The sequence below is a fragment of the Wolbachia endosymbiont (group A) of Cydia splendana genome (assembly GCF_947179475.1).
Lineage (GTDB): Bacteria > Pseudomonadota > Alphaproteobacteria > Rickettsiales > Anaplasmataceae > Wolbachia > Wolbachia pipientis.
Window position 1 is genome coordinate 782,716 of sequence record NZ_CAMXBP010000001.1, and the last position, 12,692, is coordinate 795,407.

Annotated in this window: 14 protein-coding genes and 1 pseudogene; 3 read left to right on the forward strand and 12 right to left on the reverse strand. The window is 34.5% G+C overall.

The window, feature by feature from the left end:
- Positions 1–2 precede the first annotated feature (2 nt).
- On the forward strand, positions 3–1,469 hold the full coding sequence (locus OM961_RS03850) for an IS4 family transposase (protein ID WP_264339584.1): 1,467 nt from the start codon (positions 3–5) through the stop codon (positions 1,467–1,469).
- A gap of 17 nt (positions 1,470–1,486) precedes the next feature.
- On the opposite strand, the pseudogene OM961_RS07655 reads toward OM961_RS03850, so the two are convergent.
- Positions 1,487–2,203, reverse strand: a pseudogene (locus OM961_RS07655) (IS3 family transposase); the annotation flags it as partial.
- Between the two features lie 142 nt (positions 2,204–2,345).
- Positions 2,346–3,866: an HlyD family type I secretion periplasmic adaptor subunit gene (locus OM961_RS03865; protein ID WP_174516815.1), complete on the reverse strand. Its 1,521-nt coding sequence runs from the start codon at positions 3,864–3,866 to the stop codon at positions 2,346–2,348.
- A gap of 266 nt (positions 3,867–4,132) precedes the next feature.
- On the opposite strand from OM961_RS03865, the gene fabG reads away from it, so the two are divergent.
- Both fabG and OM961_RS03875 read left to right on the forward strand, forming a co-directional pair.
- Positions 4,133–4,867: a 3-oxoacyl-[acyl-carrier-protein] reductase gene (gene fabG / locus OM961_RS03870; protein WP_264339443.1), complete on the forward strand. Its 735-nt coding sequence runs from the start codon at positions 4,133–4,135 to the stop codon at positions 4,865–4,867.
- A 94-nt stretch (positions 4,868–4,961) separates the two neighbouring features.
- Positions 4,962–5,291: a TrbC/VirB2 family protein gene (locus tag OM961_RS03875; protein WP_264339444.1), complete on the forward strand. Its 330-nt coding sequence runs from the start codon at positions 4,962–4,964 to the stop codon at positions 5,289–5,291.
- A gap of 27 nt (positions 5,292–5,318) precedes the next feature.
- On the opposite strand, the gene OM961_RS03880 is transcribed toward OM961_RS03875, so the two are convergent.
- From OM961_RS03880 to rpsM, 10 genes are all read right to left on the reverse strand, one after another.
- Complete coding sequence (locus OM961_RS03880) at positions 5,319–6,599, reverse strand: M48 family metalloprotease (RefSeq protein WP_264339445.1); 1,281 nt, start codon at positions 6,597–6,599, stop codon at positions 5,319–5,321.
- Between the two features lie 71 nt (positions 6,600–6,670).
- Positions 6,671–7,315 (reverse strand): 3,4-dihydroxy-2-butanone-4-phosphate synthase, encoded by a 645-nt coding sequence (gene ribB, locus OM961_RS03885; protein WP_007549343.1) that lies wholly within the window; start codon positions 7,313–7,315, stop codon positions 6,671–6,673.
- 6 nt (positions 7,316–7,321) lie between these two features.
- Positions 7,322–7,816, reverse strand: coding sequence for a transcription elongation factor GreA (greA, locus tag OM961_RS03890; protein WP_007549342.1), 495 nt, complete (start codon positions 7,814–7,816; stop codon positions 7,322–7,324).
- 9 nt (positions 7,817–7,825) lie between these two features.
- Positions 7,826–9,367: a F0F1 ATP synthase subunit alpha gene (atpA, locus tag OM961_RS03895; RefSeq protein WP_012673176.1), complete on the reverse strand. Its 1,542-nt coding sequence runs from the start codon at positions 9,365–9,367 to the stop codon at positions 7,826–7,828.
- Positions 9,364–9,924 (reverse strand): ATP synthase F1 subunit delta, encoded by a 561-nt coding sequence (gene atpH / locus OM961_RS03900; protein WP_010962742.1) that lies wholly within the window; start codon positions 9,922–9,924, stop codon positions 9,364–9,366. The genes atpA and atpH overlap by 4 nt, the downstream gene beginning before the upstream one ends.
- A gap of 41 nt (positions 9,925–9,965) precedes the next feature.
- Positions 9,966–10,316, reverse strand: coding sequence for a YraN family protein (locus OM961_RS03905; RefSeq protein ID WP_264339446.1), 351 nt, complete (start codon positions 10,314–10,316; stop codon positions 9,966–9,968).
- A 23-nt stretch (positions 10,317–10,339) separates the two neighbouring features.
- Positions 10,340–10,768, reverse strand: coding sequence for a 50S ribosomal protein L17 (rplQ, locus tag OM961_RS03910; RefSeq protein WP_264339447.1), 429 nt, complete (start codon positions 10,766–10,768; stop codon positions 10,340–10,342).
- Positions 10,769–10,775: 7 nt separating this feature from the next.
- Positions 10,776–11,843 carry a DNA-directed RNA polymerase subunit alpha gene (locus OM961_RS03915; RefSeq protein WP_077188176.1) on the reverse strand — a complete coding sequence of 356 codons (1,068 nt, stop codon included), beginning with the start codon at positions 11,841–11,843 and terminating at the stop codon, positions 10,776–10,778.
- A 21-nt stretch (positions 11,844–11,864) separates the two neighbouring features.
- Positions 11,865–12,251 carry a 30S ribosomal protein S11 gene (rpsK, locus tag OM961_RS03920; protein WP_264339448.1) on the reverse strand — a complete coding sequence of 129 codons (387 nt, stop codon included), beginning with the start codon at positions 12,249–12,251 and terminating at the stop codon, positions 11,865–11,867.
- A 24-nt stretch (positions 12,252–12,275) separates the two neighbouring features.
- Complete coding sequence (gene rpsM / locus OM961_RS03925) at positions 12,276–12,644, reverse strand: 30S ribosomal protein S13 (RefSeq protein ID WP_007550179.1); 369 nt, start codon at positions 12,642–12,644, stop codon at positions 12,276–12,278.
- Positions 12,645–12,692 lie beyond the last annotated feature (48 nt).

Genomic DNA, 12,692 nt, shown 5'->3' on the forward strand with positions numbered 1-12,692 from the left:
ATATGATGAAAAGAACTATAAATACTTCAACTGGCGAATGGGCAGAAAGTGAATTTGGAATTGTTAATTTTGGTGATATAAGATTAAGTAAAAGGCTTCTAAAAATAGTTAATAGTTTTGCTGAATCGCCTGAGCGTTCAATAAATCAAGCTTGTGAAGATTGGCATCAAAGTAAAGCAGCTTATAGATTTTTCCAAAACGATGCCATTTCTGAGAGAAAGATATTAGAAAGTCATATAATTAAAACTGTTGAAAGAGCTAAAGAATACTCAACTATCTTAGCTATCCAAGACACGAGTTATATCTCATATAAAAATCATAAAAAGACCGAAGGATTAGGGATTATAGCAGCAAGATTAACATCTAAAACAACTAATTTTAAAACACATGGATTAGTGATGCATACAACGTTTGCAGTTACAACAGAAGGACTGCCTATAGGATTATTGGATCAAAAAATTAGTACTAGACCCTCCTTAGCTGAAGACCTAAAAGAGTTGAAAAGAAGAAGCCATAATACTGCTGTTCCCATAGAAGAGAAAGAAAGCATACGGTGGATAGAATCACTTAAATATTCTACTAATCATCCTGGATTAAAGGATATCAAGGTAGTTACCGTCTGTGACAGAGAAGCAGATATGTATGATTTATTTGAAGTTGCTTCCACTAATCAATCTCTTTTTGTAGTAAGAGGAAATCAAAACAGAACAATAAATAAGAAGTCGACTTATTCTGAAAAAGGTGGTGAAAGGTTGTGGGATCTGATGAATCGCATGTCTTGTCAAGGAGAAATACAAGTGAATATTCCTGCTCGCAATGATAAACCTCAAAGAACAACAGTTTTAGAAGTAAAGTTTAGCAACTTTGTGATGAATGCATCAAAAAATAACGCTAGACGTAAAACCCAAAAACTTCCTAATTTAAGTTTAAATGCTGTCTATGCTATAGAAAAATACCCCCCATTTGGCGAAGAGCCTGTGAACTGGATTTTGTTGACAAATATAAATATTAATAATTTTGAAGAAGCAGTAGAAAAAATACAATGGTATTGCTTAAGATGGAGAATAGAGGTTTTTCATAAAATTTTGAAATCTGGTCTTAAAGTTGAAGAATGTAGGCTCCAAGCAGCAGATAGATTAATCCGCTTTCTTACAATAATGAGTATAATTGCATGGAGAATATTTTTTATCACACTAGTAGCTAGAACAAATCCAAATCTTTCTTGCACTTTCATACTGACTGACGACGAATGGAAGGTTTTATATACCAAAATGCTTAAGACAAAAAACTATCCTGAGACACCACCACCTATAAGAGAAATTGTGAGGTGGGTGGCCAAGTTAGGAGGGTTTTTAGCTCGCAAAAATGACTTAGAACCAGGCCCTATAGCTTTGTGGAAGGGATGGAAACGTCTCTTTGATTTAGCAGAAGGATGGAAACTTGCTCATGAATTTTATACTTGTGGGTAATAGTAAGATTAACTACCATACGTGAGAATTATTGCTGCCAAATATAGCCATCCCTCCTTGGTTTTGATGTAAGTAATCCCATACTTTATTTGGTTGATCAACAATAAAGTTTTGGTCTAATATATTGGGAGCTACAGCTCTATTATCTGTTTGTTGTTTTTTAATTTTAAACTTTCTTCTCAGTATAGCCCTGATGTCATTTTTCTGCATAATACTTTGCACCGTTTTCAAATTGCAACTTTTACCCAAAGCCTTCAATTCAGCATGAATTTTAGGAGCTCCATATCTACATTTAGAAACTTGATATATTTTTTGAATAGCTTCGAGTAGCTCTTTATTTGCTGATTCTCTACTGCTTATTTTTCTTGTGGTCCACTTATAGTAGCCACTAGCAGAAAATCCTACATAATTCCTGTACTTTATAGCAGTTACTATATAAAAAAATATTTTACTCTTTTTGACTGGCCAGGGCTTTTTTTAAAATGTCTCTTTCCCTTGTTACTCTTGCTTTGTAAATCAAACCTCTCTTTGTCGTAAGGAGCCATGTTACCTCTACCTGGAAATGCATCTGCTGCCGACTTTTTTTCGTTGTGTTTCTTTATCCATTTTCCTAATAAACCACCCTTTATTCCTAAATCCTTTGCTATTTTTGTAATTGTTTGACCTGCCTTTCTTTGTTCATTTGCCAGCTTAACAGCTTCCAATTTGAATTCTGCCGTATATTCTCTTGCCATTTCTAATCCTCCAAAATTTTATTTTACCCGAAAAAACTCCTTTCTTTCTCTCCACTTTTTCTGGGTAAGGTCAAGAAGCCTATTGTCTAATTATGTACCTAAATTTTATTACGGCACTTTCACTACTACTTTAACGAGTGAGCTACCTTTCTATAAAAGACCTATCGACTGTTGCAATTATAGGCGTAAACAAGAATGATAAAAGAGTACGAGATTGAGTAACTATGTACACTTCTGCTGGCATACCAGGGTATAGGTATACGTTTTTAAACTGAGCAAGCTCTGGTTTTGGTATCACTACACGTACTGAATAATAACGCCCTAGCCTTGGATCATCAAGGGCATCGGGAGAAATATTGCTTACTATACCATTAATTAAACTTAAACGACGTGCACTGTAAGCACTTAAACGAACTTTAACCTTTAGCCCTTCTAGCCCATCAATAGAGACTATGTTGCTATCTTTCTTTTGTGCTGACAGTATCTCTTCTATGTTTCTGGTCTGAATTTTAGCATCTATTATTAGGTCATCATCCGATGGCACTACGCTCATGATCGGAACTCCAGATTGTATAACACCACCTTCAGTATGGTATCTTATATCTGTGACTATCCCATCTTGAGGCGATTTAATTATTGTACGTGCTAATGAATCTTCAGCAACCATCAGTCTCTCTTTCAAGTCTGCAATAGACGTACTAACTTCCTTAAGTTCAGCGTTTGCTCTTTCTTGAGAATCATTTCTCACGTTTATAATTTCTAATTCGTTCTCTCCAATTTTTTGCTGCACTTGAGATATTGCAGAACGGTAATGTCCAACTCTGCCTTCAATTTCAGCAAACTGCTTTTCTAAAGCTAAAATGTGTGGTTTGCTTATATGGCCACTATCAAGTAATTGTCTTTTTGTTTCCAACTCCTCAGTTATCAAGTCATATTGCTTATGAGCTGCATTTAGTTGAAAGTTTAGCCCCGCTAATTCATCATTTAACTGCTTTATACGTTGTTGCAGTATGTCTGTTTTTCCCAATATGCTCTTTCTCTGAGAGTTGAACAACTTTACTTGATTCTTTATCGCTTTATTTACAAGTTCATCGTGAGATAATTTTTTAACCTCATCAGGAAACTCGAGCGTGTCCAAATCTACTCTGATTGCAAGAAGCCTTGCTTCTGTTGCTAAAAATGATAAGAGCTTCTCTTTGATGATACTTAAATTCGCCTTCTCGTTAACATCACTCAACAAAACTAGAGGCTCATCTTTTTTAACTGCTTGACCCTCTTTTACTAAAATTTTGCTTATTATTCCTCCGCCCAAGTGTTGAACTATTTTTCTATTTGAAGATACAATAACTTCTCCACTTGCATGCACCGCACCGTCAATTGGAGCTATAGCCGACCAAATACCACCTATCCCAAAAAAGATGAGTATTACTACCAGACCAAAAAATAGTGGTCCCCATGTTACTTTCAGGACTTCATTTACGTTATTACTTTCGCGTTTTAAAATAAAATTTATCACTGCATCAATCAATGCAAACGTCTTATCCAAAAATTTTGGGTACTTCTTCTTTTTATTTTTTGCTCCTTGCATATTTATATTATCACCATGGCCAATCAAGCCTGTCAAAGAAAATCCAGCGCTAAGCTTTTTTAACTTACTTATCATAATACTACTGTGAATTTGTGTTAACTCAAGATAACACACAAAAACAAAGAATCTATAATTTAAGCATTCCATTTAGACTGTAGAGCACCAGAATAAACTATTTAGTAACAATTCCTGCATCAACTATGTTTTTAAAATTTTTTGACGTTTAACTTTATTATAACTTTTTCTTTATTTTGTGAATATCTGAGTTACTTATATTATGTAAGAAATCTATTGCCAACTAGTCAATATTCTGTTAGGAATTAAGATAATATAAAGTTATTATGCTTAAATTGGAAAGCAGAAAGTTCCTGATTACTGGCGCATCAGGCGGAATAGGGCAAGCAATTGTAAAAATTATCCACAAAGCCGGAGCAACTTTATGTATTTCTGGCACAAAAAAAGAAGTGCTCGAAGAAGTTGCTAAACAATATGAAAAAAACATGCATGTACTCCCTTGTGATTTATCAAATGCTGAGGAAGTAAATCAACTAATAAATAGAGCAAGTGAGCTGATGGAAGGCTTTGACGGGCTCGTATGCAATGCGGGTATTACGCGAGACAGTTTATTATTGAGAATGACAGATGAAGCATGGCAAAAAGTAATTGATATTAACTTGAGCTCTACATTTAAGCTGAGTAGAGAAGCATGCAGAAAACTAATTAAGAATAATTGGGGAAGAATTATAAATATTTCCTCAATAATAGGGCTGACAGGAAACGCCGGGCAAGCAAATTATGCGGCGTCTAAAGCTGGAATAATAGCTATGAGCAAATCCATAGCAAAAGAAGTTGCAAGTCGTAATATAACAGTAAATTGTATTGCTCCTGGGTTTATAGATACTAAAATGACTGAAGTTTTAAATGAAGGACAAAAGGGAAAAATATTAGATAATATTCCAATGAAAAGAATGGGAACAGGGGAAGAAATAGCAGCAGGGGTCTTGTTTTTAGCAAGTGATGAAGCAAAATATATAACAGGGCATGTGCTCAATATTAATGGTGGGTTATTTATGTAGCAACACTTATGTATGGACAAATTATAATTTTTACTTTAAAATAAAAAATGTGTAGGTGTAGGTTTAGGTTAATTTATTACTTAGAGGCAAAAAAATGAGCTCTATAATGGAATTTTTTAGTGTTTTTTGCGTAGTATTGCTTTTCTCTTTCTCAGGTTATGCAGCTGACCCTGATATGGATGACACAACTAAAGTAATATGCAATATTATTGGTTATGTTTGGGGGATAGGCGGTCCACTTATGACGGTAATAATAATTGGTGCAGCTTTGCTTGCAATATTTGGCAGGATGCCGTGGCCAGCCCTCTTTGCTCTTGGCATGTTCTGTGGTGTATTTTTTGGCGCTAAAACTATCATAACGAAAATTATGCCCAACGTAAGCGATGAAGCAAAAACTATGTTGGAAAAGTGTGGACAAAAATAATCCAAAAAGTGCAGAAATGCTTTTTTGTTATCCATTAAACCGCTTCATATCTTCAACTTGCAACAAATAAGGGCTATCTTTTGGTAAAGTTTTAACAGCTAGCTCAGCATATTTTGTAAATTGCTTTAAATCACCTTCAATACAAGCCTTTTTTGTCAAGGCAAAATAATGCATTGCCGTATCAGCTTCACATTTATATGCAATGCTTAAATACTTCCAGACAAAAGCGTTATCTGGTTCTACATTCAAAATCTGCTCCAGGTAAAAAATCGCCTTTTTTGCATCACCGTGTAATAATAAAGTATGAGATAATGCAAGTTTCACTAAATAACTGTTTTTCTCAGATAAATACCTAAGCGATTCCTCATACATTTTTATTGCTTCACTTAAATTTCCGGCCTTGTATAGCATTTCTGCTTTTAATTCATATAGGTATGGGTCATTGCGTGACTCTTGAATCAATGAATTAACTTTAGCAATAGCCTCTTCTATCTTTCCTTGCCTATAGCAAACTATAGCATTTACATACTCAGAATTATTTTCATATTTATTAGATAACACATGAATAGGAGCAAAGAAAGAGTCTAGCTTGGCAACCACACGCTCAAACTTTAGTAACTTATCCGCAAAAATTGGTTTTACGTTGTTTTTAACCTTATAATTTTGTACAGCAAATATACGTTTCTCACTAAGTGGGTGAGTGCGGAAATATTCCTCGGTGTTCTCATGCTCAATACTTTTAAAATAATCAAAAATCTCTTTCATACCTGAATTATCATAGCCAGATTCATCAAGATACCTTAAAGCATAGCTATCTGCTACACTTTCTTGCTCTTGAGAATAGTTAAAAAATAGCCTTGAACTAAACGCTACACCACTAAGCAAAATTGCACCACCAACCTGAGGGTTAATGATAATATTAGAAACTAATCCTACCATATAACTAATCATTGCTATCGATTGAAAATAACCCATAGCACTACTCATTTGCAATATATGACCAGCAGATATGTGAGCAATCTCATGTGCTAATACACCAAGCAGGACATAAGGTTTAGCCGAATATTGTAAAAGTCCTAAATGAATGAAAATACTGTTATTGTTAATTACAAAAGCATTAATCGAATTGTCATTAATTATAAAAACTTTTATTTGCTCATGATCAATATCCGCAGCAGAAAATAAAGGTTGCGCTAGCTCTTTCACTATTGCTTCCACTTCACTATCTCTAATAATGTTAATAGGGTAAGCATTATTACAATATGCAAAAAAGAACAATAAGGTCAAAAACTTAGCAACTCTAAACATGAAAATCCTGTGCTTGTATAATTTATAGACATTCTATATTTTAACACTTAAATTATACAAATTTATAAACGCTAGTTTAAATTTTTAACGTAACTGATAAGTTTGTCGATGGTAGTTAACTTAATTTTATGTTGTTCAGCAAATTTAAGTAACTGAGGTAAGCGCATCATAGAGCCATCATCATTCACTAATTCACAAATAACTGCTGAATGATCAAACCCTACTAACTTCGCCATTTCAACACTCGCTTCAGTATGACCAGCACGTTGTGCCACCCCACCTTTATGTGCAATTACAGGAAAAACATGACCTGGAGTTATGATGTCATCCTGAGTACCATCCTTGTTGATAGCAGCATGTATAGTTTTCGTTCTATCCTCTGCTGAAACACCGGTTGTAATGCCATAACGTGCATCAATTGATGTAGTAAATGCGGTATGATTTTCACCAATATTTTTCTTCTCCATGAAATTAAGGCCCAACCTTTTCATGTGAAATTTAGTCATTGCTAAGCAAACAACCCCTGTACCGTACCTAACCATAAAAGCCATATGTTCCGGCTTTATTTTCTCAGCTAAGACAATCAAATCGCCTTCATTTTCTCTATTTTCATCATCAACTAAAATGAATAATTTACCGGAACGAGCATCCTCTAATACATCTTCCACAGAAGAAATACCTGGTAGACTCATTGAAGCATAAGTGGCCTGTACCATAATAATTTACTTAAATTCAATCTTAACTATTTTATACAATTTCTCTCCATTTGGCACTGTCACTTCCACATATTCACCGACTTTTTTGCCGATTAAGGCACTCCCAAGTGGTGAACTAGTAGATATTAACTGCTTTGAAACATCAGCTTCATATTCGCCTACAACCTTATAAACATATTCCACTTCACCGTTATTATCACTTAACATGCTTAATGTCACAGTTGCACCAAACATTACTGAATCACCAGACAAATTTTTTACTTCTATTACTTCCGCATGTGAGAGCTTACTTTCTATCTCCATTATACGGCCTTCAATAAAACCTAACCTTTCCCGTGCTGCATGATACTCTGCGTTTTCAGACAAATCACCTTGATCACGAGCATCAGAAATAGCCTGTATCACAGAAGGTTTTTCTTCCTTTAATTTTTCAAGTTCGGCTTGCATATTCTCAAAACCTTCCCTCGTCATAGGAAATTTATTAATAATGGATGAAGCCATAATCACCACCTAAACGCAATTAAATTGAGTAACGAAATTACTCACAATGTTAAAAATATCACCTTTTATATCATCACTCATGTCATTTGACAACTTTTTTAAAACCCCAGGGTGTACAGTATGAAAATAATTAATAAGATCATGTTCAAATTTATTAATGTAACTTATTTGTATTTTACTTAACTGATTATATAGGTTAGAAAAAATATACATCAGCACTACTTGCTCTTCTATTGACATAGGTAAATGTTGTTTTTGCTTTAATAACTCGACAAGATATTTACCCTTATTCAAGGATAATTGAACACTAGCATCAAGATCAGAACCAAATTTTGCAAAATCTTCTAATTCTCTATACTGAGCTAAGCTTAGCTTTATAGAACCAGCAACTTTCTTCACAGACTTTAGTTGTGCAGCAGAACCAACCCGTGAAACTGACAAACCTATATTTACTGCAGGTCGAAATCCTTTATAAAATAATTCAGACTCAAGAAAGATCTGCCCATCGGTAATTGAAATAACATTTGTTGGCACATATGCAGATACATCACCAGCTTGAGTTTCGACAATTGGCAAAGCAGTTAAAGAACCCTGCCCTTTTTTATCAGACATTTTAGCAGCTCTTTCAAGCAAGCGAGAATGTACATAGAATATATCTCCAGGGTAAGCTTCACGACCAGGAGGACGTCTGAGCAATAAAGACATCTGCCTATATGCCACAGCATGCTTAGATAAATCATCATATATAATCAAACAATGCATTCCATTGTCACGGAAAAATTCCCCAATAGTGCAACCAGCATAAGGTGCTAAAAATTGCATAGGCGCGCAGTCAGATGCACTAGCCACAACTACAGTTGTATACTCTAATGCTCCGCTTTCTTTCAGCTTATTTACCACTTTTGCTACTGTTGAAATTTTTTGCCCAATAGCAACATAAACACAGTAAACTTTTTGATTTTCGTTTACCTCATCGTTAATCTTCTTCTGATTGATAATAGTATCAAGCGCAATAGTAGTTTTACCAATTTGTCTATCACCAATAATTAATTCACGCTGCCCTCTACCTATTGGAATTAGCAAATCTATAATTTTAATTCCTGTTTGCAGTGGCTCATGCACAGACTTACGATCAATAATGCCTGGCGCTTTAGATTCTATATCCATTCTGTTTTTGGCTCTAATTTCCCCACCGTCGTCCATAGGATGGCCCAACGCATTTACAACTCTCCCTAACAATTCATGCCCTACAGGCACCTGCACAACATCACCACTACATTTTACAACGTCCCCTTCTTTCACATCACGGTCATTACCAAGCACAACTATTCCAGCCGTATCATGATCTAAATCGAGAACTATTCCTTCTACACCACTTGCAAAAAATACCTTTTCACCGAATTTTGCTTTTTCCAGCCCATAAACCAATGCGATACCATCTGTTACTGAAATTACTTCACCTATATTTTCCCGCTTTATAGGATTATCAAACGTCTCAACCTTTTCTCTTATTATACTTGCTATCTCAGAAACATTCATACTGTTCTTCATACAAAATTCCTTACTTTTAATATTTCCATTTTACTTAAGTCAACTAACCTATCCAAGTAACTTTTTAGCGAAGCATCGATCAAATTAAAACCATACCTAACTACGAAGCCACCTAGTATAGAAGGGTCAACCACATTGCTTACTTTTATTATTTTACCAAGAAAGCTCAAAGATTCAGTAATTATTTTTATATCAGATTCCTTTAAAGTTTCTGCTGACTTTATAGTAATTTCGAATTCATTTTCATTTTCTCTTGCAAGACTTAAGAATTTTTCTAATATAAGGATCAATAAACTAGATCGTTTATTTGCAAATATAACCATAATAAATTTTACTAAATTCTCACTCAAGTGCTCATTTATAGAAAGCATCACTTCTTTTTTGTGTGCAAAAGAAATCATAGGATGAGATAGGTACACAAAAACATCACGTTGATCCTTAAAAAAAGCCAACAAAAATTCTACTTCTTTCCTTATAATACCTAACCTGCTTCCTGAGACATGAAATAGCACTCTAGCGTAAGATGAAACTAAATTATTGTATTGGGTCTTTTTCATATTAAATCCAGTAAATCTAAATTAATTCAGCTACAAATCTTTCATTCTTCAATCCAAGCATTTTTTATATAAACAGGTCTTCTCTTTAAGGAAAGAAAATATAAATCATATCTGACTGAATAATCTAAAAAACTAAGGTTTTTACTTAAGAAATACTTAGAAGAATTTATAATAGACTGACATTGAAGATGAGATATCGGTATTTCTTTTCCAAGTAAACTTGTTTTAACTTCTATAAAAATCAGCTCCTTTTTTTTAGATACAATTAAGTCAATTTCAACGAACTTACAACGGTAACGGCGTTTTATAACATTATACCATTTCAGTTTTAAATATACTAAAACTAATAACTCGCCAAAGTAACCTACAAAGTAGCGTAACCTACTTACCACAAGAAGAACAATTATGATAACAATTAACTTTGTGTAACTACTTTGCCTCCTTCTTTATTTTTACTATAAACCTTACCTCTTGCTGCAATATCCCTATCAACCAGTTCTATCACTGCCATTGAAGCGCAATCACCCTTTCGAGTGCTAAATTTTATTATTCTAGAATACCCACCTTTACGATCTTGATAACGGCTGGCTAAGACGTTTAATAACTTATCAACTGCTAACTTACTATTATGAAGGCGTGAAAGCAAAAGTCTTCTACCATGTAAAGTATTCTTATTCTTAGCAATTGTAATAAACTTTTCGACATATGGACGAAGTTCCTTAGCTTTTGGTAAAGTAGTTACAATCTGCTCATGGTTAATTAATGAGATAGATAGATTCTTTAACGTCGATAATCTATATTCAGTACAACGAGATAGTTTACGTTTTTTTATTCCATGTTTCATATATCACCTAATCTTCATCAGTATGTTGTTTAGCCAACTCATCTATATCCTTAGGTGGCCAGTTTAGCACATTCATACCCAAAGACAAGCCAAAATTAGTCAAAACTGCCTTAATCTCATTCAAAGACTTTCTGCCAAAATTAGCAGTTCTTAACATTTCACCTTCTGTCTTTTGCACAAGATCACCTATATAAGTGATGTTTTCGTTTTTCAGACAGTTATGAGACCTGACAGATAATTCCATTTCATCTACCTTACGCAATAAGACAGGGTCATAACCCAAATCTTTAGCACCACTAGACGAAGAAACCTGCGATTTTTTATAACTTACATCAGAACTAATAAAGGGCTGAAGTTGCTCCTGTAATATTCTTGCAGCAGAGTCAACAGCTTGACTCGGAGAAATTGTACCATCAGTTTCAATTGACAATATCAGCTTATCCTTATCAGTCACTTGGCCAACACGACTGTTCTCTACCCTGTACGAAACCCTGTTGACAGGGCTATACAAAGCATTAACTGGAATAAAACCAATTAAATCCTGTTCACTCATAAGCTTCAAAAGTTCGTTTTCTTTATACTTAATTACAGGAAGATAACCTTTTCCGCTAGCCACATATATGGTCATGTTAAGCTCTACATTTTGCCCCAGCGTACATATTAATAAATCCTTATTAACAATAGAGCATTGATCATCAGTTTCTATCATCCCAGCTAATACCTGGCAAGGCCCTTTAGCGTTTAAATTTAAGCATTTATTAGAAGCACCATTTAATTTACACCTCAACATGCCCATATTTAACACTATATCAGTTACATCTTCTCTCACCCCTTGAATTGAAGTAAACTCATGAGTTACACCTTCAATTTTTATTCCATAAACAGCACTACCTTTAAGAGAAGATAACATTACACGTCTTAATGCATTACCTAATGTTAAAGCAAAACCACTTTCCAACGGTTCTAGCACTATATCACTTTTTTCACTTGAATCATCTGATATTACCTTAACTGAACTAGGTTTAATCAATTTATCTAAATTGCTACAGAGAGACACATCATTATTATAATACATAAAACAACCTTTTCAAATATCCTATACTCTTCTTTTTTTTCTTAACCTGCACCCATTATGAGGAATTGCGGTTTTATCTGCAATTGAAGTCACAGTCAACCCACAGCTCTGAAGTGCTTTAACCGCAGCTTCGGTACCAAAGCCAGGACCACGAATTATTACAGAGACAACCTTCATACCAAATCTCTCTATTGCATTCTTCGCAGCAGCCTCCGCAGCCTTACCTGCAGCATAAGGTGTGGATTTTCTCGAACCTGAAAAACCACATGCACCCACAGAAGTTTGACATAGCGTATTACCATGAACATCATTTACATTTACAAAAGTATTATTAAAAGTTGCACGAATATGGACAACACCAGTAATAAACTCCTTCTTACTCTTACCAACCGTTTTGACTTTTTTCATTAAAACTCACAATAATAATAAATTTTATTTTTTCCCAGCAATAGGCAACCGAGATCTACCTTTACGAGTCTTAGCATTAGTATGAGTCCTTTGCCCTCTCACAGGTAAACCTTTTCTATGTCTCACCCCTCTATAGCATCCCATTTCCACTAAAGATTTTATGTTCATAGCCACTTCTTTTCTGAGCTCACCTTCTATAACATAATTTTGTCTAATGAAACTGCTGATCTTTTCTATATCTTCATCTCGTAATTCTGAAACACGTTTGCGCTTATCAACTTCGCAAGCGTGACAAATTACATTCGCAGTAGCAATACCTATACCATATATATAAGTTAATGCAAAAGGAACACATTTCCTCACTGGAATATTTATGCCTGCAATACGTGCCACTGGTACCTCGATACTTTATTAATAACAACTCTTAATTTATACCATAAA

Coding starts and splice junctions, on each gene's coding strand:
- OM961_RS03850 (WP_264339584.1), top strand. CDS start 3: ATGATGAAAAGAACTATAAATACTTCAACTGGCGAATGGGCAGAAAGT.
- ribB (WP_007549343.1), bottom strand. CDS start 7,315: ATGGTACAGGCCACTTATGCTTCAATGAGTCTACCAGGTATTTCTTCT.
- atpA (WP_012673176.1), bottom strand. CDS start 9,367: ATGAAGAACAGTATGAATGTTTCTGAGATAGCAAGTATAATAAGAGAA.
- OM961_RS03865 (WP_174516815.1), bottom strand. CDS start 3,866: ATGATAAGTAAGTTAAAAAAGCTTAGCGCTGGATTTTCTTTGACAGGC.
- rpsK (WP_264339448.1), bottom strand. CDS start 12,251: ATGAAAAAAGTCAAAACGGTTGGTAAGAGTAAGAAGGAGTTTATTACT.
- OM961_RS03880 (WP_264339445.1), bottom strand. CDS start 6,599: ATGTTTAGAGTTGCTAAGTTTTTGACCTTATTGTTCTTTTTTGCATAT.
- fabG (WP_264339443.1), top strand. CDS start 4,133: ATGCTTAAATTGGAAAGCAGAAAGTTCCTGATTACTGGCGCATCAGGC.
- greA (WP_007549342.1), bottom strand. CDS start 7,816: ATGGCTTCATCCATTATTAATAAATTTCCTATGACGAGGGAAGGTTTT.
- rplQ (WP_264339447.1), bottom strand. CDS start 10,768: ATGAAACATGGAATAAAAAAACGTAAACTATCTCGTTGTACTGAATAT.
- atpH (WP_010962742.1), bottom strand. CDS start 9,924: ATGAAAAAGACCCAATACAATAATTTAGTTTCATCTTACGCTAGAGTG.
- OM961_RS03915 (WP_077188176.1), bottom strand. CDS start 11,843: ATGTATTATAATAATGATGTGTCTCTCTGTAGCAATTTAGATAAATTG.
- OM961_RS03875 (WP_264339444.1), top strand. CDS start 4,962: ATGAGCTCTATAATGGAATTTTTTAGTGTTTTTTGCGTAGTATTGCTT.